This window comes from Halobium salinum (genome assembly GCF_026586625.1).
Taxonomy (GTDB): Archaea; Halobacteriota; Halobacteria; order Halobacteriales; family Haloferacaceae; genus Halobium; species Halobium salinum.
Map to the genome: position 1 here is coordinate 130,415 of NZ_JAODIW010000005.1, position 25,003 is coordinate 155,417.

Below are 25,003 nucleotides of genomic sequence, written 5' to 3' on the forward strand. Positions count from 1 at the left end.
CGAAGGAGTTCGGTCGGGCGGTCGGCTCCGCGGACCGTGTGACCCGTGTCTCGCCTCCACGAGGGAGCTACTGCTTCGTCCGGTCGAGCACCGGGATGGCCGTCCCGCCACCCGTCGTCGGAGGGGCGCCCCGACCGCAAGCGGCGGGGTGAGGAAAACGATTAACCGTGCTCCCGCGCGACACGCTACCATGTCAGCCACACGTATCGCCGAGTTCGGCGAGTCGCTGGAGGCCCACGGGGTCTCGTGGGCACGCACCGACGCCGACGGGTTCGCATCGACGCTAGTCGAGTCGCTCGTCGAACCGGCCGTCGGCGTCCCGCTCGGCTACGAAGGGGTGTCGCTCGACGATGCACCGGTGACGGTCGACCCGACGCCCGCGGAGCTACGCGCGGCGACGACGGGCGTCACCCCCGTCAGACTGGGCGTCGCCGCCTACGGGAGCTTCCTCGTCGACTCTGACGCGAAGGGGTCCGAGCCGGTGAGCCTCTACCCCGAGCGCCACGTCGCCGTCGTCCGCGGGAGCGACCTCGTCGCCGACCTCCCGGCGGCGCTCGACGAGTTGGGGGCGTCGTACGCGGCGGAGCCGTCGAGCGCGGTGTTCGCTACCGGGCCGAGCGCGACCGGCGACATGGGCGCACTCGTCGAAGGAGTCCACGGGCCGAAGCACGTCCACGCGGTCGTGCTGGAGGACCGGTAGATGGCCGTCGACGACCCCACGGAGAAGGCGGCCCACATCCGCCACCTGCTCGCGACCGAGCGCGAGGCGGTCCGGGAGAACACGAGCCACTTCAACCGCGAGCGCTACCGCGCGTCGGCCGAGTACGAGGGGTACGAGGAGCTCAGGAGCCGGGCGCGGGAGATCAAGGAGGACGCCATCGAGCGCCTGCCGGAACTGGTCGAGACGGTCCGCGAGTCGGTCGAGGCGAACGGCGGGACGGTGTACGTCGCCGACGACGCCGCGGACGCGAACCGCTACGTCGAGGAGGTCGTCCGGGACCAAGGCGACACGGTCGTGAAGTCGAAGTCGATGACGACCGAGGAGATCGACCTCAACGAGGCCCTGGAGGCGGCGGGCGCCGACGTGTACGAGACGGACCTCGGCGAGTTCGTCGTGCAGGTCGCCGACGAGGCGCCCTCACACATCGTCGGCCCCTCGCTGCACAAGTCAAGCGACGACATCGCGGCGCTGTTCAACGCCCACTTCGACCCGGAGGAGCCGCTCTCGACCGCCGAGGAGCTCACCGAGTTCGCCCGCGACTACCTCGGCGACCGTATCGTCGAGGCCGACGTGGGGGTCACGGGCGCGAACTTCGTGCTCGCCGAGTCGGGGACCATCACCCTCGTCACGAACGAGGGGAACGCCCGGAAGGTGGCGGCGACGCCGGACACGCACGTCGCCGTCGCCGGGATAGAGAAGCTCCTCCCCTCTATCGAGGAGCTGGGGCCGTTCACCGAACTCATCGCCCGCGCCGCGACCGGTCAGGACGTCCCGCAGTACCTCTCGATGCTCACGCCGCCCTCCGACTCCCCCTCGCTCGACTTCGACGACCCCACCACGCCGCTGTCCGAGCAGGGAAGCGAGAATCGGGAGTTCCACCTCGTTCTCCTCGACAACGGCCGGACGGCGATGCGCGACGACCCCGAACTGCGGGAGACGCTGTACTGTATCCGCTGTGGCGCCTGCGCGAACTCCTGTGCGAACTTCCAGCAGGTGGGCGGCCACGCCTTCGGCGGGGAGACCTACACCGGCGGCATCGCCACCGGCTGGGAGGCCGGCGTCGAGGGCCTCGACACCGCCGCCGAGTTCAACGACCTCTGTACGGGCTGTTCGCGCTGCGTGAACGCCTGCCCCGTCGAGATCGACATCCCGTGGATAAACACGGTCGTCCGTGACCGCGTGAACAGGAACGGCGACGAGGGGCAGTTCGACCACCTCGTCGAGGGGCTCACGCCCGACGCGGAGCCGGGCGGGATGGACCTCGGCAAGCGCTTCTTCGGCAACTTCGAGACGGCGGCGAAGCTGGGGAGCGCGACGGCTCCGCTGTCGAACTGGCTCGCGAAGTCGGGGCCGGTTCGTGCGGGCATGGAGCGTGCCCTGGGAATCGACCGCCGGCGCGACCTCCCCCGGTTCGAGCGGGAGACGTTCCGCGACTGGTTCGAGGCCCGCGGCGGCGCGCTGGTCTCCGCCGACGAGGCGACCCGCGAGGCGGTGGTGTACCCCGACCTCTACACGAACTACGTCCGGCCGGAGCGCGGGCGCGCCGCCGTCCGGGTACTGGAGGCGCTCTCGGTCCGCGTGCAGGTGCCGGACGTCCCCTCCAGTGGCCGGGCGCCCCTCTCGCAGGGGATGGTCGCCACCGCCGACGCGAAGGCCAGCCGGGTGTTCGGCGCGCTCGCGGAGCACCTCGACGCCGGCCGCGACGTCGTCGTGGTCGAGCCGAGCGACCTCGCCATGTTCCGCCGGGAGTACGAGAAGTTCCTCCCCGAGGCCTCCCACGAACGCCTGTCGGAGAACAGCTACGAGGTCGTCGAGTACGTGTTCGGCCTACTGGAGAACGGCGGGGACGCCGAGGCGCTCGCGGGACCGGACGCCGACGACCCGGGCGTCGCCTACCACAGCCACTGCCAGCAGCGGACGCTCGGTGCCGCCGCTCACACCGAGGCGGTGCTCGACCGACTGGGGTACGACGTCGTCCTCTCGGAGGCCGAGTGCTGCGGGATGGCCGGCAGCTTCGGCTACAAGCGCGACTACTACGAGCTCAGCATGGCCGTCGGCGAGGAGCTGGCGACGGAGTTCGGCGGCGCCCACGAGGGGCGACGGGTCGTCGCCAGCGGGACCTCCTGTCTCGACCAGCTGGACGACCTCCTCGAACGGAAGCCGGCACACCCGGTCGAACTGCTCGACCCGGCGCGGCGGTGAGCCTCGGGTCGATGAATCGCTGAGGCGCCGCGTTCAGTCGAGGTCCGCGGAGTCGACGACGTCGAGGGCGGTGTCGACCGCATCGCCAATCTCCGCCCGCGTGTCGTTGCCGAGTTCGACCAGCGGCGGGCGCACCGTCGTCCCGTCGAGGACGCCCCGTTCGGCCAGCGCGGCCTTCGTCGCCGGCGCGAAGCCGTGGGCGACGCACTGCTGGAACAGGGGGGCGATGCCCTCCGAGCCGATTCGGCGTGCGGCCTCGACGTCGCCGGCGGCCGCCGCCTCCGCCGCGGCCGCGAACGCCTCCGGAATCGCGTTCGAGAGGGCGTTGATGCCGCCGGTCCCGCCCTGCAGCATTCCGGGGACGAGGTAGCTGTCGAACCCCTGGTAGCAGTCGAAGTCGTTCGGGGTCCGGCGCAGCGCCTCGACGAAGTAGTTGAAGTCGCCGCTCGAGTCCTTCAGTCCCCGAATCCGGTCGTGGTCTGCGACCGACTCGACTACGTCGGGGGCGATGGCCTGCCCGGTGCAGGCCGGGATGTTGTAGAGGTAGAGGGGGAGCGCGGCGTCGTCGGCGACGCGCCGGAGGAACTCGGCGTTGCCCTCGGGGTCGTTCGCCGTGTGGAAGTACGGGAGGACGATTAGACCGACGTCGGCGCCGACGTCGGCGGCGGTCTCGACGCGGTCGAGCGTCCCGGCGACGCTCGTCGCGGCGGTGCCCGCCATGACCGGCGCGTCGCCCGCGGCGTCGACGGTCGTCTCCAGTACGGCGCGGTACTCCGCCGCGTCGAGGCTAGCGAACTCGCCCGTCGTGCCGCAAGGGACGAGACCCTCGACGCCGCCCTCGCGAACGTGGTCGACGAGGGTGGCGAGGGCCTCGTGGTCGACCGCTTCGTCGTCGTCGAAGGGGGTGACGAGGGGGCACCAGGTTCGGACCGGGTCGTCGTTCGAATCGGGCTCCGCGTCGGTGCCGCTCATCGGCCCGTCGACCTCGTGAGTCCGAGCGTCGCGGTCGTCCGTTCGGTCCTGCCGAGTGGCACGGTCGAGTCCGTCGGCTCCGGAAGCTGTGGCATACGACGTCGACTCACACGGCGCCGAGCATAGGCGTTCCGACCGCGGAAAGACCCGCGAGCGGCAGCGAGGGCGGGAAGCCGCGCAGGCGGAGGTTTCTTGCTCCGATGGCGAGTGGGTTCACCCACCATGCGAACGCATGCCGATACCGACGGCCACCCCGGAGGGGAGGGGTGAGCCGATGCGGCTCGTCGACACTCACACCCACGCGTGGGGACCGGACACCGCGGAGCTCCCGTGGCCGGCCGAACTGCTGCCACCCGGCTGGGAGGGCCCGTACACGGCACACGACCTCGTGGCCGACATGGACGCGGCGAGCGTCGACGAGGCGGTCGTCGTAACGACGCCCCTCTACGGCCGCGGCGAGCGCGCGAACGAGTACACCATGCGCGCCATCGAGGCGTACCCCGACCGCCTCTGGGGCGTCGCCCTCATGGACTTCTTCCGGGGCGACCCGGACGAGGTGCACGCGGCCCTGCGCCGCGTCGTCGGCCACGACCGGGTTCTCGGCGTCCGGATGCACGCCTGTCTCCGATACGAGGAGCACTCCTCCGAACTGGACCGGACGGCGGACTGGATTCTCGACGACGCGCTCGACCCGGTCTGGACGGAGGCCGCCCGGCTCGACACGTCGGTGTTTCTCTTCCCGAAGGCCGACCAACTGTCGATGGTCGGGACGCTCGCCGAGCGCCACCCGGAGGTTTCGATGGTGGTCGACCACATGGCGTACCCCGACGAGACGACCGCCCCGGACGAGCCGCCCTGGACGGACTTCGAGGCCCTGGCCGACCACGGCAACGTGGCCGTGAAGGTGAGTTCGCTCCCGCGCTCCAGCGAGGAAGCGTGGCCCTACGAGGACCTCCACGGGTACGTGCGACGCCTGGTCGACTGGTTCGGTCCCGAGCGGCTGCTGCTCGGCTCCGACTACCCGTGGATGGACGACTGGGCGACCTACGGGGAGTGTCTGAACTGGGTCGAGGAAGCCCCCTTCCTCTCGTCGCGCGACCTGTCGTATCTCTCTCACCGGAGCTTCGAGCGCGTCCACGAGGTGTAGTCCCCCCGGAGGTCGTACCCTCTCGGGAAGCCGGACGCCGTTCGGTCGCCGGGGTTACTCGTCCCAGGGGACGTCGGCGTGGAGGCGGCGGACCGCGTCGAGGTCGGTCAACGCCGAGACGGCCCCGGGCGCCGTCGTGGCGACGGCGCCGGTGGCGTTGGCGAGGGCGAGCGCGCGAGCGCCGTCGCGGACGCCGTGTGTGAGCGACGCGACGAACCCCGCGAGAAACGCGTCGCCGGCGCCGGTCGTGTCCACCACCTCAACCTCGTAGCCGGCGTGGCTCGTCTCGCCGGCGACGGGGCTCTCGGCGGTTCCGTAGCAGTACGCGCCGTCCCGGCCGAGCGTCAGGACGACGGTGTGCGGGCCGTGTGCGGCGACGGCCCGCGTGAGCGCCGCCGGGTCGTCCGCCTCGAACCCGGCCGCGGCGAGGTCTCCGGGGGTCGCCTTGACCACGTCGACGTGGGCCAGCGCGCCGCGGACGACGGCGCCGAACGCCTCCCGGCTGTACCACATCTCCGGCCGCCAGTTCGGGTCGAACGAGACGGGACAGCGGCCGTCGGCGCGGGCCTGCAGGTCGAGCGTCGCGGTGCGGCTGGGTTCGACGCTCAGGGTGACGCCCGTCGTGTGAACCCACCCGACGGCGTCGAGCGTCTCGTCAGGGACCGTCCCCGCTTCGAGGCGCGTGTCGGCCCCGTCCTCACGGTAGAAGGTGAACGAGCGGTCACCCTCGGCGTCGTGAGTGACCACCGCCAGCGTCGTCCGGGCGGCCGCGTCGGTCACCAGCAGGTCGTCGGGAATCGCAGATTCGGCGAGGTGTGACCGGAGGAACGCACCGAAATCGTCGTCGGCCAGGCGCGTCCAGAACAGTGGCGGGACCCCGATTCGGTCGAGAGCGAGCGCGACGTTGGCGGCGGAGCCGCCGAACTTCGGGGCGTAACCGCCGGCGCGCCCGGGCGGACCGGGCCGCTCGGGGACGAAGTCGACGAGCGTGTCACCGGCCACCAGGATGGGTCGGTCGACGGCCATGCAGGGGGGTCGCACGCGCCGGACATAACTGCTCCTCCGGCCGCGGCGGGGACGGGGACGTCGCCGGGGGTCTCACTCCCCTATCGGACTACCCCGGTCCCCCCAGGCGGCCTCGAACCCGGCCATCCCCTCGGCGGTCTTCGGGTGTCCGACGTGGGCCTCCAGCACGTCCGGCGACATCGTCACCGCGTCGACGCCGGCCTCGTACAGCGCCAGCGCCTGCGTGGTGTTCCGAACGCTCGCCGCCAGGACGTCCGTCTCGAACCCCTGGGCGTCGTAGATTCGGCAGATGCGTTCGACCGCACCGACCCCGTCGGCGCCGGCGTCGTCGAGGCGTCCGACGTAGGGCGCGACGAACGAGGCGTCGTTCTTCGCCGCCAGGACGGCCTGTTCGGCCGAGAACACCACCGTCGTGCCCGCCGGGACGCCGTCGGCGCGGAGTCGGGCGAGCGCCGCGAACCCCTCGCGGGTCGCCGGGAGCTTCACGACCACCTCGTCGGCCCACGCCTGGTACGCCCGCCCCTCGCGAACCATCCCGTCGACGTCGGCGGCGATGGTCTGGGCGAACACCGGCCCGTCGACGGTGTCGGCGACCGACTCGACCGCCTCCCGGTACCCCACGCCCGCCTCGGCGACGATCGACGGGTTGGTCGTGACACCGTCGACGACGCCGAGCGCCGCGACGTCGCGGATGCGGTCGACGTCCGCCGTATCGACGTACAACTTCATGGGAGGTGGTACGGTCGCGGCGGGATGAAGCTACCGCTCGTCGTCGACGCGCCGACGGGCGCCTCCGCCGAACGGCCGTTCGGGGTGAAGAGCCGCCCCGTCCGGCGTTTTTTCCCGTGTTGGGAAGATTTATCACGAACCATCAGAAACATCTTCGTGGTATGCGAAGCGATAGCAGGCGCAGGTTTCTGAAGGCGACCGGGGCCGCGGTGACACTCCCCGCTATCGCCGGCTGCACAGGCGGAGGCAACGGCGAGGGAACGACGGGCGGCGGTGGGGGTAACGACTCCGCCGGCACCACGACCGGCTCCTCGGGCGGCGGCGGGAGCGGGAGCCTGCAGAAGGTCGGGATGTCGGCGTACGTCCGCGGCGGGGCCTGGATCACGGCGTATATCGAGGCGGCGAGGTTCTACGCCGAGGACCAGGGAATCGAACTCGACGTGCGCCCGAACCAGCAGAGCGCACAGAAGCAGGTCCAGGACATCCGCGAGTTCGCTACCGGGGACCACGACGCGATTCTCGTCGGCGTCTGGCAGACCGGTGCGGCGGAGGGCGCCATCAACCAGGCCATCAACCAGGGGACGCCCGTGTTCGCGACGAACGCCGACACGTCGAGTTCGGAGATTCCGCTGTACGTCGGGTTCAGCAACTACGACGGCGGCGCGAGTTCGGCCGAACAGATGGTGAAGGCGCTCGGGGAGCAGTACCCCGACGAGAGCACCTGGCGCGTGTTGAACGTCCGCGGGCCGCAGGGGAACCAGTCGGCGAACCAACGGTCGAACGGGTTCCTGGAGACGGTGGAGGAGAACGACAAGGTGGAGGTGGCGGCGACGCTCAACGGGGAGTTCGCCCGGGACGTCGCCCAGTCGACGGTACAGGAGTGGGTCCGGTCCAACGGGCGGGTCCACGGCATCTACTCCGGCAACCTCTCGATGGGGCTCGGCGTCGTCCAGGCGATGCGCAACCTCGACATGCTCGTGCCGAAGGGCGAGGAGGGCCACGTCGTCCTCACGCAGATGGACGGCAGCCCCGAGGTGAACCCCCTCGTCGGGGACGGGACCATCGACGCCGCGGTCGACCAGCCGAACTACTTCTACAACCCCATCGCGCTGAAGTACATGAAACAGTACGTCGAGGCGGGGAACGACGCGAGCGTCATCCCGTCGGTCGACTCGGAGGTCACGGCCGACCAGTTCAGCGTCGAGTCCGCCCAGCACAAGGGCGTCGACATGTGGTCCGAGCAGATCTGGGAGCCGGGGGTCATGCGCGAGCAGAACGGCCACCCCTGGTTCCGGACCAACAGCATCGTCATCACCCAAGAGAACTACGACGAGCCGTACCTCTGGGGTAACATCTGGGGCTGACGCCCCGTCTTCTCCCACTATGTCTACAGAACAAGGGTTTCTCAGTCGGACGTTCGGCGACAGCGACGACCTCGCGTTGACCCTGCTGGACAACATGATCTGGCCGATTCTGGCCGTCGTCATCCTCGGCGTCCTCGTGTTCGTCCCGCAGACGTTCCGCTCCATCCAACTCATCCTCTGGGGAGCGGTGCCCATCGGTCTCCTGGTGCTGGCCGAGAGCCTCTGTCTCCTCTCGGGGCACTTCGACCTCTCCATCGGCTCGATCGCCGGTTTCTCGGCCATGTTCACGGGGATGCTCCTCGGCACCTGTCCGAGCTGCTGGGGGGTGACGACGAGCCCCTGGGTCGGCTTCGGCGTCATCCTCCTGACCGGCTCGCTCATCGGCCTCGTCAACGGTGTGATGATAGCGAAGGTCGGCCTCAACCCGTTCCTCCAGACGCTCGCCTTCCTCATCGTCTTCGAGGGGGCGAAAACCGCCATGCAGACCCAGCCGGTGACCGGACTGCCGAGTCTCTACGTCCGGGTCGGCGGGACGCCCAACCTCGCCATCGGGGTGATGCTCGTGGCGTTCCTCGTCTTCGGCCTCGTGTTGCGGTACACCTCGTTCGGCCAGGCGGTGTACGCGCTGGGGAGCTCCGAGGTGTCCGCCCGCGAGGTGGGAATCGACACCGAGCGGCTCGTCATCGTCATCTACACCATCAGCGGGCTTCTGGCGGCCATCGCCGGGCTGATGCTCACCGGCTTCGTCGGCGTCGTCCCGCCGCTGATCGGCGAGGGGCTGGTGTTCCAGGCGTTCGCCGGGGCGGTAATCGGCGGTATCAGCCTCTTCGGTGGCCGGGGGAAGATCACCGGCGCGCTCGGCGGCGTCATCCTCATCCAGCTGGTGCAGTCGGCGCTGAACAACAGCCCCGCCATCGGAGCGACCCAGATTCAGATGATCAACGGGCTCGTGCTGCTCGGCGCGATCTTGCTGTACAACACGCAGACCAAGCTCCGCTCTCGCATCCTCGCGAGTGGTGCGACATGAGCGTCGAGGACGACCCCGCGACGACGGAGCGGGAGACGGCCGAGGAGGAGGCGGCCGGAGACGCCGGAGCCGCCGCGTCGGCGACGCCGAAGCTCCGCGCCGAGAACGTCACCAAGCAGTTCGGGCGCATCGTCGCCGTCGACGACGTGACCCTCGACGTCCGGCCCGGCGAGATATTCGCCCTCGTCGGCGACAACGGGGCCGGCAAGTCGACGCTGATGAACGTCCTCAGCGGCGTCCACGCGCCGACCGAGGGGCAACTGTACAAGGACGGCGAGCCGGTCCAGTTCTCGAACCCCTCCGACGCGCGGGCGAAGGGAATCGAGACGGTGTACCAGGACCTCGCGCTGATGGACGACCTCGACATCGCGACGAACATCTTCATGGGGTCGTTCCCGAAGCGCGGGGTCGGGCCGTTGCGGGTTATCGACTGGAACGCCACCTACGAGCGCTCCCGCGCCATCATGCGCGAGCAGCTCGGACGGGAGATGGACATCCAGACGGAAGTGGAGTTCCTCTCGGGCGGACAGCGACAGCTCGTCGCCATCGGACGGGCGCTCGCGTTCGACCCCGACGTCATTATTCTCGACGAGCCGACGAGCGCGCTGTCCGTCGACGCGACGCGGCTCGTCCAGAACACGCTCGACCGCCTCGCCGAGGAGGGTATCACCATCGTCATCGTCAGCCACAACATCGAGTCCGTCCTCGAACACGCCGACCGGATCGGCGTCCTCTACCAGGGGAGCCTCGTCGACATCATGGCCCCCTCGGAGACCGACCTGGAGGAGCTGAACGAGCTGATGACGACCGGGACGCTCGAGACGGGCCTACTCGACGACTGAGCGCCGGGCGGGTCCGTGCGGACCCGTGCGGGCGCCGCCGGCAGTACGTTTACGCCCCGGGGAGCCGACGTCGGCGTATGGCGGACACGATTCGACCGGAACTCGTCGTCGACGTGGAGTGTGAGACGGGCGAGGGGCCGCTGTGGCACCCCGACGAACGGCGACTGTACTGGTGTGACATCCCGAACGGGCGGGTGTACCGGTACGACCCCGACGCGGGCGACCACGAACTCGTCTACGAGGACGCCGACGAGCGCATCGGAGGGTTCACGATACAGGCGGACGGCTCGTTGTTACTGTTCCAGGAGGCCGGCGCGGTCCGCCGGCTGGACCAGGGGAGCGGGACGGTCGACGTCGCCGTCGAACCGGACCCGGACCGGTTCCACGAGCGGTTCAACGACGTCGTCGCGGACCCCGAGGGACGCGTCTTCGCCGGCGTGATGCCGGACACCGACCGGGACCTCCCCGGCCGGCTGTTCCGTCTCGACACCGACGGGACGTTCGAGCGCGTCCGGGAGGAGTGCGTCCTGCCGAACGGGATGGGGTTCTCGGGCGACCTGTCGTCGTTCTACTTCACCGACACCGGCGAGGTCGACCCCGACCACCCCGGGTGCGTCTACCGGTACGACTACGACCGGGCGACGGGAGAGATATCGAACCCCGAGACGTTCTTCGACGCGAGTGGAATCGAGGGGATGCCGGACGGGCTGACGGTCGATACGGAGGACCGCGTCTGGTCGGCGTTCTGGGAGGGCCACAAACTGCTCCGGGTCGCCCCTGACGGGACCCGGGAGCGGACCGTCGAGTTCCCCCCGCGGAAGGTGTCGTCGGTGACGTTCGGCGGGGACGGGTACGACACCGCGTACGTGACGACGGCGTGTGAGGAGGGACGGGAGCGGGAGGGCGACGGGGCGGGCGGACTCTTCCGCGTCGACCTCGACGCGACCGGCCGCGAGGAGTTCCGCTCCGACGTCGAGGTGTGAGTGGCAGACCGGCGGCGGTCGCCTCTCGGGTCCGGCGCAAGGCTCATGCACGCGGGCCGGGTCGGTCCGTCATGGTCGAAACCGAACGCGCGGTGTACGTCCAGCGGCTCGACCCCGACCGACGCGAGGCGTACGTCGAGGCCCACGAGGAGGTCCCCGACGGCGTGACGGACGCGATGGCGCGCGGCGGGGTCGAGGAGTTCGAACTGTACGTCCGGGACGACGTCGCCGTCTGCATCCTGGAGTGTCGGGACCTGGAGGCGTACCTCGATGCCGTCGACGGCGACGAGGCGGTCGCCGAGTGGGAGCGCTACACCGGCGAGTTCAAGCGGGAAGGCGTCGACGCCGACGCGGACCCCGAGTCCGGCATCCCGTTCATGGAGCGAATCTGGCGGTTCGACCCCGACGACCGGCAGTAACTCCCGATTCGGAAGGATTTTTGGCGGGGTCTCGTGAAGGGGTACCATGGACCTCTCGTTCGAGACGATCGTCCTCGCCGTCGGACCGCAGGACGACGACCGACTGGACCGACTCGCCGAGGCCGTACTGCAGGTCGCGAAACCCACCGACGCGACGGTCGTGCTCACCCACGTCTTCAGACAGGGGGAGTTCGAAAACGTGGCCGCGGGGCTGGACCTGCCGAACGCCACCGCCGAGGATATCGACACGGTGCTGAAGCGCCATCAGTCCGTGCGCCGCCTCGAGCGCCTGTTCGAGGAGCACGCCGTCGACTACGAACTCCGGGGTATCGTCGGCGACGTCAGCGACTCTATCGTCGCGTTGGCCGAGGAGACGGCGGCCGACCGCGTCGTCGTCTCCGGGGCGACGCGCTCGCCCGTCGGAAAGGCCGTCTTCGGGAGCACGACCCAGGACGTGCTCCTCGGGGCGCCGTGTCCGGTGACGTACGTTCGCTCGCCGGACAAGTAACCGGACGGTTCCGGTGGGACGCGACCGCCGAGTCGACGGCGACTACTGGAACTCCGGCATCACCTCGTCGCTGAACAACTCCATCCCCCGGGTGTCCGGGAAGTCGAGGAACATCAGTTGGAGCTTCCCGAAGCCGAGGTCGCGAATGTCGTCGATCTGTGCGGCGACCTGTTCGGGCGTGCCGATGAGCATGCTTCCTTTCTCCCGGGCGTCCTCGGCGTCGCGAAGCTGGTCGTCCATGTCGGACTCCTCACCCCACGGGAGCGGGAATACCTCGTCGACGACCCGCTCGAGTTCGGCCTCGTCACGCCGAACGAGCACGTGGGCGAGCCAGGAACGCTCCACGTCCCCGGGATCCCGCCCTTCGTTCTCGAGATACTCGTCGAACTTCCGGACCTTGAACTCGATGGGCTTCCCCCGAGCGCGGGCGCTGATCTCGACGTTCCACTCGTCGGCGTGGCGGGCGATGAGTCGGAGCATCCGCGGCCCGGCGCCACCGACGACGATGGGTGGGTGTGGGTCGCTGGTGGGTTTCGGGTTGTTGAGCGCCCCGTCGATGGTGTAGTGCTCGCCGTCGAAGGTCGGGTCGTCCTCGGTGAACATCGCCTTCACGACTCGAATCCCCTCCTCGAGCATCTCGATTCGGGTGTTCACGTCGGGGAACTCGTACCCGTAGGCCCGGTGTTCTTCCTCGTGCCAGCCGGCGCCGAGGCCGAGGCGGAGCCGTCCCTCCGAGAGCACGTCGACAGTCGTCGCCATCTTCGCCAGCAGCGCCGGGTTCCGGTAGGTGACGGAGCCGACGAGCGGCCCGAGGTCGACGTCGTCGGTGCGCTCGGCCAACGCGCTCAACAGGGTCCACACCTCGTACTCCTCGGCCTTCGGGCCGAGCATGAAGTGGTCGGGCGCCCACAGCCCCTCTAACCCGGCGTCGACCGCCGCGTCCACGCCCGTCAGTATCGTCTCGCGTTCGAGCGTGTCGAGCATCGGTGTGTCGCGGTGGACGCCGGCGCCGGCGTAACACTGCACCATCCAGTCGAACTGCATACTCGTGGTCGGGTGACTGGCCGGTTAACCGTTGGGGAGGGCGCAAACCCGCGGTCTCCTCCCTCTCCCGGTCGGCCCCGGTCGACGCGAATCCGTCCGGGACTGTCCGGGGCCCAGCCCGACGCCTCAGAGCCCGCTGTGGGCGAGCCACCCGCCGTCGACCGGGAGGTTCGCCCCGGTGACGAACCCAGCCTCGTCGCTGGCGAGGAACACCGCGGCGTCGCCGACGTCCTCGGGCGTGCCGAACCGGGGGACGAGCGTCTGCTCGCGCGACTTCTCGACGTCCTCGTCGGTGTTGATGTCCTGGAGCGGCGTCTCGATGTACCCGGGGTTGATGCAGTTCACCCGGACGCCGTCGTCGCCGAGTTCCATGGCCAGGTCCCGCGTCATGTTGACGACCCCGCCCTTCGCGGCGGCGTACGGCGGGCCGCCGCCGCCCTCGAACCCGCGGACGGAGCCGACGTTGACGATCTGTCCCCCGCTCTCCACGAGGTGCGGAATCGCGTACTTCGCGCAGTAGAACGCCCCGCTGAGGTCGACGGCGATCGACCGCTCCCACTCCTCGAGCGTCGTCGTCTGGGAGTCACCCTCTATCTGGATGCCCGCGTTGTTGACGAGTACGTCGACGCCGCCGTACGCTTCGACGGTCGCCTCGACCATCGTCTCGACGCTCTCGGGGTCGCCCACGTCGGTCTCGACGAACGTCGCGTCGCCGTCGGTCTCCGACGCGACGAGTTCGTCCGTGGGTCTCGTCACGTCGGTGTCGTAGCGCTCGCCCTGCTTCGGCTCCCGGCGGACGTCCGCGACGACGACGGTCGCCCCTTCCTCGCCGAACCGTCGCGCGATGCCACGTCCGATACCACTCGCCGCGCCGGTCACGATAACCGTCCGGTCCGCGTGTCTGCCGGCTGCCATGGTCCCGACTCGGCGGCCACCGACTTAACGCTGTGTCGGCGCGGGCGCCGAGCGTGACACTCAGCCCTCGAACCCGAACGCGAAGTCGCCGTCGCCGTCGAACGCCATCTCCCGACGCTCCCCCACCTCGACGTCGTCGCGCTGCGCCAGTTCGTCGGCGACGGGCTCGGAGACGTACAGTTCGTCCGGGTGGAGCGTACTCCGGATGTACCCGATGCGGAGGTCCTCGGGGTCGCGAACGCCCGTAATCGAGTACGCGAGCAGCAGCGCGGTCCGGTCGCTCGGCGAGACGATAGGGACGAACGCGCGGGAGGGCTCGCCGCTCGTCACGGCGTTCACGTAGGTGTCCGAGAGGTTCAGCTGGGCGACGAGGTCCTCGTGGACGAAGTCGGCGAGCCCCATCCCGATGCCGTTGCCGTGGGAGGCGTCGGTGACGTCCCGGACGTAGATGCGCGTGATGTCGGGCAGGGCTGGCTCCTCCTCGTCGAGGAACTGGTAGCGACCGACGACGTTGGTGTCCATCCCGGTGCCGGAGACGTCCTTCCCGATCTCGTCGACGACCAGCAGGTCGAGGTGGTCGACCGGAAGTTCGCCGAACAGCTCCTTCGAGCGCGCGAGCAGTTCGGGCTCGCGGTCGGGAATCTCCCCGACCGGGACGCCCTCGACGAGCGCGGCGCGGTCGTTCGCGTTCTCGACGAGGGCGATGCCGCCGACGACGGGGGCGTGCTCGAAGATGGCGTCGGCGCGCTCCTGAATCACGGTGTCGAGGCCGCGGGAGATGGCGGCGTTGTGCATCTCCTCGGCGCCGCGCTGCTTGCCGAGGCCGACGACGGTCATCTTCGTCAGCCCGGACTCCACCTCGTTGCGGAAGTCGGTGTGGAGCTTCACGCGGTTGGCGACGAGCACGGCGTCGGCCTCAAGCGCGACCGTCGACACCGGAATCGGACGCCCCTCGGGGTCGTCGGCGACGGACTCGACGGCCATCGAGTCGCGTATCTCACAGCCCAGCCGTTCCTCGGTGATGCCGTACTCCTCGAGGACACCACGCTGGCCCTCGGGCGTCGCGCCGCCGTGGCTCCCCATCGCCGGCATGACGAACGGCTTCAGGCCGCGCTCGGAGAGCTCGGCGACGGCCGCCTCGACGAGTTCGGGCATGTCGTGGATGCCGCGGCTGCCGGCCGTGACGGCCACTTCGGCGCCCTCGTCGAGGTCCGAGAGGGCGGGAATCTCCGCGACCGCGTCGCGCGTCGCCGCGGAGACGTCGTCGACTCGCGGCGGGTCGCGGTGGCGCTCGGCGTGGGCGAGGCGCGGGAAGTCGTCGATGCCGACGTCGTTGACGTCCGCGAGCGTCTCGGCGTCGGGTACGTCGAGTTCGACCATGAGAGTGGGTCGCAGGCGCGGCCGCTTAGTTCTGTCTCCGGCAGCGTGTCTCGCCTCCCTGGTCCGGCCCGCCCGAGCGAGCGCACGGTGAGTCTTGCCGAACCGGGCCGAGTCGAGCAAACGCTTAGTCGGTCGCCGTACATCGTCGGGCATGGAGCCGACGGACGACAGCGAAGACAGCGACGCGGCCGAGACGACGGCGACCGTCTACCACGAGAGCGACGCGAGCCTGGACCCGCTGGACGGCAGGACGATAGCCGTCCTCGGCTACGGGAACCAGGGCCGCTCACAGGCGCTGAACATGCGCGACGAGGGGCTCGACGTCGTGGTCGGGAACCGCGCGGACGACTCCCGGGAGCGGGCTCGTGAGGACGGGTTCGACGCCTACCCCATGGCCGAGGCGACGGCCCGGGCGGACATCGTGCTCTTTCTCGTCCCCGACGAGGTCCAGCCCGAGGTGTACGAACGGACGGTCGGACCGAATCTCGACGCCGGCGACACGCTCGTGTTCGCCTCCGGCTACAACGTCACGTACGACTACATCGAGGTCGACCCCGCGGTCGACGTCGTGCTGGTCGCCCCGCGCATGATCGGGGCGGTCGTCCGCGAACTGTACGAGGAGGGCCGGGGCGCCCCCGCGCTGCTTGCCGTCCACCGGGACGCCACGGGCGAGGCGAAAGCCCGGGCGCTCGCGATTGCGGCCGGAATCGGGAGCATGCGTTCGGGCGTCGTCGAGACCGACTTCGAGACGGAGACGCGCACGGACCTCCTGAGCGAGCAGGGGCTCTTTCCGGTGTTCGCCGCCGCACTGCTCGCCCGTTTCGAAGTGGAGTCCGAGGCGGGCGTCCCGCCCGAGGTGACGCTGCTCGAGTCGTACCTCTCCCGCGAGATGGCCCACATCTTCGAGAAGTGCGCGACCGAGGGGCTGATCGGACAGATGGACCTCCACTCGCGGACGAGCCAGTACGGCCAGTTACTCGGGCTGGAGGCGTTCGACCGCGAGCCGATTCGCGAGTTCATGCGCGAGCGACTCGAAGCCATCGACTCCGGGGCGTTCGCCGAGGAGTGGACCAGAGAGCAGGAGTCCGAGGACTCCCGTCTGGAACGCCTCCGCCGGCGGTACGAGGGGAGCGAGTTCGTCGAGACCGAGCAGGCGACGCTCGACGCGTTCGGGCTCCGGGAGACGTAACGCGGCTCGACGTCGACGCCGTATGTGACCGTGAACGTGGGGTCGAGTGCACGTGCACGTAGAGTGCACGTGGGATGCGAGTGTGGATGACAGCCACACGAACTATGGGCGAGGCGGCCGTCGGACCGACGGAGGGTTCACGATGGACATCACCGACACGAACGATATCGAGTTGTCGCGGGGCGAGGCGCAGACGGTCGTCGCGGCGCTGGCGGAGTACGAGACCACCGCCCAGGGGACCGAGGAGGAGTCGGTCGTCTCAATTCGACGCCGCTTCGAGGAGGAGTACGACCTCGGCGGCGGGGACGACGGGGACGGCGACGACGGGACGCCGACGTCGTCGCGCCCGACCTGAGGCGAGTCACGAGTACCCCGAGGCGAGTCACGACCAACTCGAACCGAGTCGGGGCCACCGCCACGGTCGTTGCCGGCGGCGCCCACCGCGGGCGTCTCGCCGGTCCGACCCCACGACGACCCCGTACCGTTCCGATAGAATTAATCGGCGGTGTTCGGTCAGGTAGCGTATGTCACACCACGCGGGTGTCGATCTCCGGGGGCTGTACGAGCGGGCCCGGGAGGGCGGCTACGGATTCTTCGCCAGCAACGTCACCCACTTCGACGTGCTCGTCGGCCTGCTCCGGGGGAGCGACCGCGCCGACTCGGACCTCGTCGTTCAGCTCGGACGCGAGGAGGCGGCGTTCTTCGGCGACGGCGACCCGGCGGTCGGAATCCGCGTCTTCGGCGGCTGTCTCGACGCCTTCGCGGCGCGCTTCGACGTCGAAGTCTTCTGCAACGTCGACCACGTCCACCTCCCCGAGGACGACGACTTCCTGACGGCGTGTCTCGACTCGGGCGTCCCCGACTCGGTGATGGTCGACGCCTCCGCCGAGCCGTTCGAGCGCAACGTCGAACTCACCCGGGAGGCCGTCGAGCGCGCCGACGAGGCGGTGCTCGTCGAGGCCGAGTTGGGCCGCATCGCCGGCGTCGAGGGGAGCACGGAGACGCCGGACGACGAGGCGTTCTACACCGACCCGGACGACGCCGTCGAGTTCGTCGAGCGGACGGGCTGTGACCTCCTCGCGGTGTCGGTCGGCACCCAGCACGGCGTCGCCTCCGGGCGCGACCTCGACGTTCGGCCGGACATCGCGGCCGACATCGGGCGGGCGCTCGCCGACGCCGGGGTGGACGCGTTTCTCGTCGTCCACGGCGCCTCGGGGCTCGCGGACGAGCAGTTGGCGGCGCTCCTCGACGCGGGCGTCGTCAAGTTCAACAAGAACACCCGGTACCAGTACGAGTACGCGCGGACCGCCGCGGACTTCTATCACGAACACGCCGACGCGGTCCGACCCCCCGACGGCGTCGCCGACGACCGGGCGAGCTTCTTCGCCGGCAGCGACTGGGCGCCTGACAAGACGTACTTCCACCCGCACGTCGTCTCGAACGCGGCCCGGGACCGAATCGCCGACGTGATGACCGGGCTGTGCGAACTCACCGGGAGCGCCGGCGAGTCGCTTCGGTCGAACCGAGCGAACCGATGACGGGCGACGTGCTCGTCGGCATCGACGCCGGACTCACCAACGTCACGGTGGCCGCTTACGACACCGATGGGACCGAACTCGCGGCCGCGTCGCGGTCGACGCCGGGGTCGAATCCCGCCACGGAACCCGACGGGACGGCCGGCGAGTCGGCCGACCGCGAGGAGCAGGACCACGACCGCCTGTGGGCGGTCGTCGCGGAGACCGTCGCGGCGGTCGTCGGGAGCGACGACGTTCCGACCGACGCGGTCGCCGGCGTCGGCGTCGCCGGCCACGGTCACGGTCTCTACGGGGTGGACGCGGCGGGCGAGCCGGTCTGTGGAATCAAGTCCACCGATAGCCGGGCGCTCGACGCCCTCGACGAACACTGTACCGAGGTGGGCCGCGAGCGCGCCGTCGACCGCCTCGGCTGGGAGCCGTTCGGGGCAGACCCGCTGAGCCTCCTCGTGTGGCTTCGGGCCAACGAGCCGGCGACGTACGACCGCCTCGACACGCTCCTGTTCTGCAAGGACGTGCTGACCCACCGCCTCACCGGCGAACGTGGCACGGACCCGACCGAGGGGAGCGTCTTCTACGGTCCCGACGCCGAGTACGACCGGGAGGCGTTCGACGCGCTCGGCGTCGAGGCGGCGTTCGACGCGTTGCCGCCGGTCGTCCCCAGCACCGAGTCCTGCGGGGCGGTGACGGCCGAGGCCGCGGCCGACACCGGGCTCCCCGAGGGGACCCCCGTCGCCGCCGGGCTACAGGACGTCGGCGCCTGCACCTTCGGCGCGGGACTCGTCGAGCCGGGCGACGGGCTCGCCATCCTCGGGACGTGGGGCCAGAGCGTCGCGGTGCTCGACTCGCCGGCCGACGGCGAGGGCGGCCTCCCCCGTCGATACCTCGACGGCTGGTACCGGTATCGGGGAATCAGGGCGGGGGCGGCCTGCGTCGACTGGTTCGTCGAGCAGTGCGGCGGCGACTGGCGTCGGGAGGCAAAGAAGCGCGACGTCGACCCCTACGAGGTGTACGAGGAAGCGGTCGCCGGGGTCGACCCGGGCGCGGAGGGGCTCGTCTTCCACCCGTTTCTGCAGGGGTCGACGGACGCCCCGAACAGCGCCGGCGGGTTCTACGGGCTCCGGCTCTCGCACACGAGCGCGCACATGCTGCGAGCCATCTACGAGGGGGTCGCCATCACCCAAGCGGGTGCGCTCGACACCCTCGCACCCGATATCGGGACGATTCGACTGACCGGCGGGGGCGCACAGAGCGACGCCTGGTCGGGACTGTTCGCCGACGTCGCCGACACCCCGGTGACGGTCCCGGACGCGCGTGAGACCGGCGCGCTCGGGGCGGCGCTGTGCGGGGGAACGGCCGCGGGCGTCTACCCGGACGCGGCGACGGCGGTCGAGCGGGCGGTCGGGACCGCCCGGTCGTACGAGCCGAACCCGGCGGCGGCCGCCGCCTACCGACGCGTCTCCGAAGCGTTCGACCAGGCCGCCGACGGGATGGAAGCCCCCTGGGAAACGCTCAAGGCGTTCAGGCGGGAGGGTCGAAGCGGATGAAGGTACTACTCTGCGGGGACCCACAACAGCCGAGCGAGTACATGTACGAGGCGCTTGGGCGGCTCGAGGAGCGGGGCGTGACGTTCGACCGGATGGACTGGATGGGCGACGCCTCGCCCGCCGAGTTCCGGAACGTGACGATGGACATGGAGTCGGCCGGACCGGGGAGCTACGACACCGACGCCATCGCCGCGAAGCTCGACGGGGCCGACGCGCTGGTCGTCCACAAGGCGCCCGTCTCCCGGGAGCTCATCGAGGGGGCGGACTCGCTCGAAGTCGTCGCCGCCGCCCGCGGCGGCACCGAGAACGTCGACGTCGAGGCCGCCGCGGACAACGGCGTCACCGTACTCCACGCGCCGGGACGCAACCGCGACGCCGTCGCCGACTACGCCGTCTCGATGCTGCTCTCGCGGCTGCGGGAGATTCCGTTCAACCACGCGGAGCTCTCCTCGGGGGAGTGGAGCCAGGTGTTCGACCCCGACCGGCTCCCGCCGGACGTCCGGACGACGACGGTCGGAATCGTCGGCTTCGGCCACATCGGGCGGGGGGTCGCCCGCCGGCTCGCCGGGTTCGAGCCCGAGATTCTGGCGTACGACCCGTTCGTCGACGACGAGGATGTCCGCGAACTGGGCCCGGAGCCGGCCGACCTGGAGACCCTGCTGGCGGAGTCCGACGCCGTGACGCTCCACGTTCGCCTCTCGAGCGACACGGAGGGGATGATGGGCCGCGAGGAGTTCGAGCGGATGAAACCCTCGGCGTACCTGATCAACACCGCCCGGGGCGGCCTCGTCGACGAGGCGGCCCTGGTCGAGGCGCTCGAGGACGGCGAGCTCGGCGGCGCGGCGCTGGACGTGTTCCGGGAGGAGCCGCTGCCCGCGGACCACCCGCTGTTCGACCGCGACGAGGTCGTCCTGACCCCGCACGTCGCCGGGTCGACCCGGGACGCGGTGCTCGGCGGGCCCCGCATCATCGCCGCCCAACTCGACGACTACATCGACGGCGAGACGCCCGAACACGTCGTCGGGTGACGCCTCCGGTCGGTCGAGAGGAGGAAGAAGAACAGAAGAGGAGACGGCCGAGGCCCGGAGCAGCGAGAGCCCCGCTTCCGGCGGGATAGCCGTTTCGAGCGTCTCGGTACACCGTCCGGTCGTCAGCCCTTCGACCCGTCGGGGGCGCCTCGACTACGGGAACCGCGAAATTCTCGGTGAAGAGTAGAGTCTAATAGTTGGCTCAGAGAGCGACTATCGTATGCCGCAAGCACACAGCTACTACTGTGACGGCGAGTGGGTCGACTCCGACTCGGGCGAGACGTTCGCGGTCCGGAACCCGGCGAACCCGGACGACGTGGTCGCCGAGTTCCCGAAGGTGACGGTCGAGGAGACCGAGAGAGCGATCGAGGCGGCCGTCGACGCACAGGAGGCGTGGGCGTCGACGCCCGGGCCGGAACGAGGGGCCGTCCTCCGGCGCGCGGCGGCGCTGCTCGACGAGCGCTCCGAGGCGGTCACCGAGACGCTGACCCGCGAGGAGGGGAAGGCGCTCCCGGAGGCTCGCGGCGAGGTCGGACGTGCGGTGGACATCCTCTACTACTACGCCGAGAAGGCACGCGACCTCGGCGGCGACGTGAAGGCGTCGAGTTCGGCGGAGACGACCCTTCGAACCTCCGTCGAACCGCTCGGGACGGTCGGACTCATCACGCCGTGGAACTACCCCATCGCCATCCCGACCTGGAAGCTCGCGCCCGCGCTCGCCGCGGGCAACACGGTCGTCCTCAAGCCGGCCTCGATGGCACCGACGGTCGCTCGGGAACTCACCGACTGTCTCGCCGAGGCGGGCCTGCCCGACGGCGTCCTCAACGTCCTGACCGGCTCCGGGTCGGTCGTCGGCTCGACCATCACCGAGCACGAGGACGTGGACGCCGTCTCCTTCACCGGGAGTTCGAGCGTGGGCTCGCAGGTCGGCGAGACCGCGGCTGCAACCGGCAAACGCGTCCAACTCGAGATGGGTGGGAAGAACCCGACCGCCGTGATGCCCAGCGCCGACCCCGCGGAAGCGGCGCGTATCGTCGCGGACGGCGCCTTCGGCGTCACCGGACAGGCCTGTACGGCCACCTCCCGTGCTATCGTTCACACGGACGTCTACGACGAGTTCGTCGACGCGCTCGTCGAGGAGGCGGAGTCGAAGGAGCTCGGCCCGGGCCTCGACGGCTACGGGATGGGGCCACAGGTCAGCGCCGACGAGCGCGAAAGCACCCTCGACTACGTCGAGGTCGGCGAGTCGGAGGGGGCGACGCTCGAGACCGGCGGCGGGGTGCCCGCCGAACCGCGCCACGAGACCGGCCACTACGTGGAGCCGACGGTGTTCTCCGACGTCGACTCGGAGATGCGCATCGCACAGGAGGAGATATTCGGGCCGGTGGTCGGGGTCATCCCGGTCGGGAGCTTCGAGGAGGCGGTCGACGTAGCCAACGACACCGAGTTCGGTCTCGCGGCCAGCGTCGTCACCGACAGCCTCGGCGAGGCGGAGCGCTTCGGCGACCGCGTCGACGCGGGCGTCATCAAGGTCAACGAGAAGACCACCGGACTCGAACTCCACGTTCCCTTCGGCGGGATGAAGGCCTCGTCGAGCGAAACCTATCGCGAGCAGGGCGACGCCGGCCTCGACTTCTACACGACGACCAAGACCCGGTACATCAACTACTGAACCGACTGCTGCGTCTCCCCGCGTCTCCTTCCGCTTTCGCACCGGTCCGATGTCGTCGGGCGAAGAGACGAGAGGGGGGACAGGAGGAGGGAACAACACGGCGGATGCGGTGGCACGCTGTCGCCGCCACGTCGTCGATATCTACCCGTACGTGGACACACAGCGTGAGAACGCGCCCTACCACTCGGCGACGCTCCCGTCGTCGTGGCGCCAGACGGGGTTGTGCCAGTCGACGTCGCCGGACTGTGCTCGTACGTGTGATTCGTCGACGTCGATACCGAGACCCGGGCCGTCGGGGATGTCGACGAAGCCGTCCTCGTACTCGAACACGCTCGCGTCCGCGAGGTAGTCGAGGACGTCGCTTGTCTCGTTGTAGTGGATGTCGAGACTCTGCTCCTGGATGAGCGCGTTCGGGGAGCAGGCGTCGACCTGGAGACACGACGCCAGCGCGACCGGTCCGAGCGGGCAGTGCGGTGCGAGTGCGACGTCGTACGCTTCGGCCATGTCGGCGATCTTCTTCACCTCGGTGATGCCGCCGGCGTGTGAGAGGTCCGGCTGGACGACGTCGACGGCCCCCTGCTCGAAGACCTCCTTGAAGTCCCAGCGCGAGTACATCCGCTCACCGGTCGCGATGGGGGCCGACGTGTGTTCCGCGATCGCCGGCAGGGCGTCGTTGTGTTCGGGGAGAACCGGTTCTTCGACGAAGAACGGGTCGTACGGCTCGAGCGCTTCGACGAGCCGTTTCGCCATCGACTTCGCCACGCGACCGTGGAAGTCCACCCCGATGTCGACTTCCGCGCCGACCGCGTCGCGCACCTGTGCGATGCGGTCGACCGCGTCCTGGACCGCCCGTGGCGTGTCGATTCGGCGCAGTTCGGGCGTCGCGTTCATCTTCAGCGCGGTGAACCCTGCCTCCACCTGCTCGGCTGCGGCCGCCCCGACGTCGGCGGGACGGTCACCGCCGATCCACTGGTACACGCGAATCCGGTCGCGGGCCTTCCCGCCGAGCAGTTCGTGGACCGGAACGTCGAGCCGTTTCCCTTTGATGTCCCAGAGGGCCTGGTCGATACCGGCGATGGCACTCATGAGAATCGGCCCGCCCCGATAGAACCCGCCGCGGTACATCGTCTGCCAGTGGTCCTCGATGCGGGTCGGGTCCGCTCCCAGCAGGTACGAGTCCATCAGCTCCGCCACGGCGGCCCGGACAGTTCGGGCGCGTCCCTCGACGATCGGTTCCCCCCACCCGACCGTTCCATCCGACGTTTCGACGCGCAGGAAGAGCCAGCGTGGTGGAACCTCGAACAGTTCGTAGTCGACGATCTCCATGGTCTCTGTCCCTCTCATCTGGCGGTGAGCCCGTAATAAGTATTGGTCCGCCCGACGGCCCCGACCCGGTGGTGCTCCGGAAGGGACCGGTGGGTTTCGCATCCACCGACCGGCCTCACACCCTCACCCTCCCCGACCGAACGGACCGACGGTCCCACCCATACATTGACGTGTCGGGAGGAGTAGAGAGTCGTCATGCGGATTACTGACATGGAGGTCATCCCGGTCGCCCACCGGGAGCCGCCGCTCCGAAACTCGTGGGGAGCACACAGCGAACTGGCCGCACGCACGGTCGTCCGACTCACGACCGCCGACGGGGAGGTCGGCGTCGGCGAGACCTACGGCGACGAGGCCGTCATCGACGCGCTCGAAGGCGCACGCGACCTCGTCGAGGGGATGAACCCCTACGAGTCCAGACGCCTCCGGTACAAACTCGGCGACGACATGGCGTACGGCGCGATCGACACCGCTCTGTACGACCTCATCGGCCGCGTGGTCGGCGAACCCGTCTACAACCTCCTCGGGGGGAAGGTCCGGGAGCGCGCCGAGTTCTCCGCGTACCTGTTCTACAAGTACGCCGACTCGGACCCGGACACCGCGGCGATTTCCCCGGGGGAGGTGCTGTCGCCGGAGGCGATGGTCGAGGAGGCCCGCGAGTTCGTCGACCGGGGCGGGTTCGAGACCATCAAGGTGAAGGGCGGCGTGCTGGAGCCCGACGCGGAACTCGAGACGCTGCGGCTGCTCGGCGAGGAGTTCGGCCCGGACACCCCACTGCGGCTCGACCCCAACGGGGCGTGGTCCGTCGGGACCGCGACGCGGCTCGCCCGGGAGATGCGCGAGGGGGACTTCCGCGTCGAGTTCCTCGAGGACCCGGTCGTGTCGATGAACGCCCACGCGCGGCTCAAGCGTAACGTGGACTACCCGGTCGCGACCAACATGTTCGTCACCGAGTTCGACCACGTCGCGCCCGCCGTCGAGACGGGGGCCGTCGACGTCATCCTCAGCGACCACCACTACTGGGGCGGGCTGTCGGGGAACATGCGCCTGGACCACGTAGCTCGGACGCTCGACCTCGGCGTCGGGATGCACTCGAACTCCCACCTCGGCGTGTCGATGGCGGCCATGGCCCACGTCGCCTGCGCGATGCCGACCGTCCGGTACGCCTGTGACACCCACTACCCGTGGATGGCCGACGACGTGATCGAGTCGCCGTTCGAGTTCGAAGGTGGGACTATCGACCCGACGGACGCCCCCGGACTGGGGGTCCGTATCGACGAGGACGAACTCGAGCGGCTCCACGAACAGTACCGGGAGGAGGACGTACTCGCGTACTCGAGTGTCGACTCCATGGCCGCCGAGTACGCCGACGCCATGGCCGATCGGACCGACTGGTTGCCGAACAAACCCATCTGGTAGGTCGGGTGGGGTGG

The 25,003-nt window shown here is 69.8% G+C and carries 23 protein-coding genes; 16 read left to right on the forward strand and 7 right to left on the reverse strand.

What is annotated here, in order from left to right; translation table 11 throughout:
• The first annotated feature begins 190 nt into the window (after window positions 1-190).
• Both N5095_RS02050 and N5095_RS02055 read left to right on the forward strand, forming a co-directional pair.
• Window positions 191-700, forward strand: coding sequence for an LUD domain-containing protein (locus N5095_RS02050; RefSeq protein WP_267620524.1), 510 nt, complete (start codon window positions 191-193; stop codon window positions 698-700).
• Window positions 701-2,923 (forward strand): LUD domain-containing protein, encoded by a 2,223-nt coding sequence (locus N5095_RS02055; RefSeq protein WP_267620527.1) that lies wholly within the window; start codon window positions 701-703, stop codon window positions 2,921-2,923.
• 33 nt (window positions 2,924-2,956) lie between these two features.
• Here N5095_RS02055 and N5095_RS02060 read toward each other — a convergent pair whose 3' ends face one another.
• Complete coding sequence (locus N5095_RS02060) at window positions 2,957-3,895, reverse strand: dihydrodipicolinate synthase family protein (protein ID WP_267620530.1); 939 nt, start codon at window positions 3,893-3,895, stop codon at window positions 2,957-2,959.
• 274 nt (window positions 3,896-4,169) lie between these two features.
• Here N5095_RS02060 and N5095_RS02065 point away from each other — a divergent pair, with 274 nt between their 5' ends.
• Entirely contained in the window at window positions 4,170-5,042 is an 873-nt protein-coding gene (locus N5095_RS02065) for an amidohydrolase family protein (RefSeq protein WP_267620532.1), read from the forward strand.
• Window positions 5,043-5,096: 54 nt separating this feature from the next.
• On the opposite strand, the gene N5095_RS02070 is transcribed toward N5095_RS02065, so the two are convergent.
• Complete coding sequence (locus N5095_RS02070) at window positions 5,097-6,068, reverse strand: carbohydrate kinase family protein (protein WP_267620534.1); 972 nt, start codon at window positions 6,066-6,068, stop codon at window positions 5,097-5,099.
• A 72-nt stretch (window positions 6,069-6,140) separates the two neighbouring features.
• Window positions 6,141-6,797: a transaldolase family protein gene (locus N5095_RS02075; RefSeq protein ID WP_267620536.1), complete on the reverse strand. Its 657-nt coding sequence runs from the start codon at window positions 6,795-6,797 to the stop codon at window positions 6,141-6,143.
• 161 nt (window positions 6,798-6,958) lie between these two features.
• On the opposite strand from N5095_RS02075, the gene N5095_RS02080 reads away from it, so the two are divergent.
• The 6 genes from N5095_RS02080 (at window position 6,959) to N5095_RS02105 (ending at window position 11,940) form a co-directional block, all read left to right on the forward strand.
• Complete coding sequence (locus N5095_RS02080; RefSeq protein ID WP_267620538.1) at window positions 6,959-8,161, forward strand: sugar ABC transporter substrate-binding protein; 1,203 nt, start codon at window positions 6,959-6,961, stop codon at window positions 8,159-8,161.
• A gap of 19 nt (window positions 8,162-8,180) precedes the next feature.
• The gene (locus tag N5095_RS02085) at window positions 8,181-9,188 is read left to right on the forward strand and encodes an ABC transporter permease (RefSeq protein WP_267620540.1); all 1,008 of its coding nucleotides are present in this window, start codon (window positions 8,181-8,183) and stop codon (window positions 9,186-9,188) included.
• Window positions 9,185-10,030, forward strand: coding sequence for an ATP-binding cassette domain-containing protein (locus N5095_RS02090; RefSeq protein ID WP_267620543.1), 846 nt, complete (start codon window positions 9,185-9,187; stop codon window positions 10,028-10,030). The genes N5095_RS02085 and N5095_RS02090 overlap by 4 nt, the downstream gene beginning before the upstream one ends.
• A gap of 77 nt (window positions 10,031-10,107) precedes the next feature.
• On the forward strand, window positions 10,108-11,013 hold the full coding sequence (locus tag N5095_RS02095; protein ID WP_267620546.1) for an SMP-30/gluconolactonase/LRE family protein: 906 nt from the start codon (window positions 10,108-10,110) through the stop codon (window positions 11,011-11,013).
• A gap of 71 nt (window positions 11,014-11,084) precedes the next feature.
• A complete protein-coding gene (locus tag N5095_RS02100) occupies window positions 11,085-11,432 on the forward strand; it encodes an L-rhamnose mutarotase (RefSeq protein ID WP_267620549.1) in 348 nt (115 codons plus the stop codon).
• A 46-nt stretch (window positions 11,433-11,478) separates the two neighbouring features.
• Window positions 11,479-11,940 carry a universal stress protein gene (locus N5095_RS02105; protein WP_267620551.1) on the forward strand — a complete coding sequence of 154 codons (462 nt, stop codon included), beginning with the start codon at window positions 11,479-11,481 and terminating at the stop codon, window positions 11,938-11,940.
• Between the two features lie 42 nt (window positions 11,941-11,982).
• On the opposite strand, the gene N5095_RS02110 is transcribed toward N5095_RS02105, so the two are convergent.
• The 3 genes from N5095_RS02110 to N5095_RS02120 all read right to left on the reverse strand — a co-directional run bounded on the left by N5095_RS02110 (window position 11,983) and on the right by N5095_RS02120 (window position 15,279).
• Window positions 11,983-12,984: a TIGR03560 family F420-dependent LLM class oxidoreductase gene (locus tag N5095_RS02110; RefSeq protein WP_267620554.1), complete on the reverse strand. Its 1,002-nt coding sequence runs from the start codon at window positions 12,982-12,984 to the stop codon at window positions 11,983-11,985.
• A 126-nt stretch (window positions 12,985-13,110) separates the two neighbouring features.
• The gene (locus N5095_RS02115) at window positions 13,111-13,899 is read right to left on the reverse strand and encodes an SDR family NAD(P)-dependent oxidoreductase (RefSeq protein WP_267620556.1); all 789 of its coding nucleotides are present in this window, start codon (window positions 13,897-13,899) and stop codon (window positions 13,111-13,113) included.
• 60 nt (window positions 13,900-13,959) lie between these two features.
• Complete coding sequence (locus N5095_RS02120; protein WP_267620559.1) at window positions 13,960-15,279, reverse strand: nickel pincer cofactor-dependent isomerase, group 22; 1,320 nt, start codon at window positions 15,277-15,279, stop codon at window positions 13,960-13,962.
• 151 nt (window positions 15,280-15,430) lie between these two features.
• On the opposite strand from N5095_RS02120, the gene ilvC reads away from it, so the two are divergent.
• The 6 genes from ilvC to xacF all read left to right on the forward strand — a co-directional run bounded on the left by ilvC (window position 15,431) and on the right by xacF (window position 22,247).
• Window positions 15,431-16,468 carry a ketol-acid reductoisomerase gene (ilvC, locus tag N5095_RS02125; RefSeq protein WP_267620562.1) on the forward strand — a complete coding sequence of 346 codons (1,038 nt, stop codon included), beginning with the start codon at window positions 15,431-15,433 and terminating at the stop codon, window positions 16,466-16,468.
• Window positions 16,469-16,610: 142 nt separating this feature from the next.
• Complete coding sequence (locus N5095_RS02130) at window positions 16,611-16,823, forward strand: hypothetical protein (protein WP_267620564.1); 213 nt, start codon at window positions 16,611-16,613, stop codon at window positions 16,821-16,823.
• A gap of 169 nt (window positions 16,824-16,992) precedes the next feature.
• Window positions 16,993-18,006 (forward strand): class II fructose-bisphosphate aldolase, encoded by a 1,014-nt coding sequence (gene fba / locus N5095_RS02135; protein WP_267620566.1) that lies wholly within the window; start codon window positions 16,993-16,995, stop codon window positions 18,004-18,006.
• The gene (locus N5095_RS02140) at window positions 18,003-19,547 is read left to right on the forward strand and encodes an FGGY-family carbohydrate kinase (RefSeq protein ID WP_267620567.1); all 1,545 of its coding nucleotides are present in this window, start codon (window positions 18,003-18,005) and stop codon (window positions 19,545-19,547) included. Before fba ends, N5095_RS02140 begins: the two co-directional genes overlap by 4 nt.
• Entirely contained in the window at window positions 19,544-20,575 is a 1,032-nt protein-coding gene (locus N5095_RS02145; protein ID WP_267620569.1) for a 2-hydroxyacid dehydrogenase, read from the forward strand. Before N5095_RS02140 ends, N5095_RS02145 begins: the two co-directional genes overlap by 4 nt.
• A 220-nt stretch (window positions 20,576-20,795) precedes the next feature.
• Complete coding sequence (gene xacF, locus N5095_RS02150) at window positions 20,796-22,247, forward strand: 2,5-dioxovalerate dehydrogenase (RefSeq protein ID WP_267620571.1); 1,452 nt, start codon at window positions 20,796-20,798, stop codon at window positions 22,245-22,247.
• 177 nt (window positions 22,248-22,424) lie between these two features.
• Here the strand turns inward: xacF and dgoD are convergent, their stop codons facing one another.
• Window positions 22,425-23,573, reverse strand: coding sequence for a galactonate dehydratase (gene dgoD, locus N5095_RS02155; RefSeq protein ID WP_267621069.1), 1,149 nt, complete (start codon window positions 23,571-23,573; stop codon window positions 22,425-22,427).
• A 195-nt stretch (window positions 23,574-23,768) separates the two neighbouring features.
• On the opposite strand from dgoD, the gene N5095_RS02160 reads away from it, so the two are divergent.
• The gene (locus N5095_RS02160) at window positions 23,769-24,989 is read left to right on the forward strand and encodes an enolase C-terminal domain-like protein (RefSeq protein ID WP_267620573.1); all 1,221 of its coding nucleotides are present in this window, start codon (window positions 23,769-23,771) and stop codon (window positions 24,987-24,989) included.
• The last annotated feature ends 14 nt before the right edge of the window (window positions 24,990-25,003 follow it).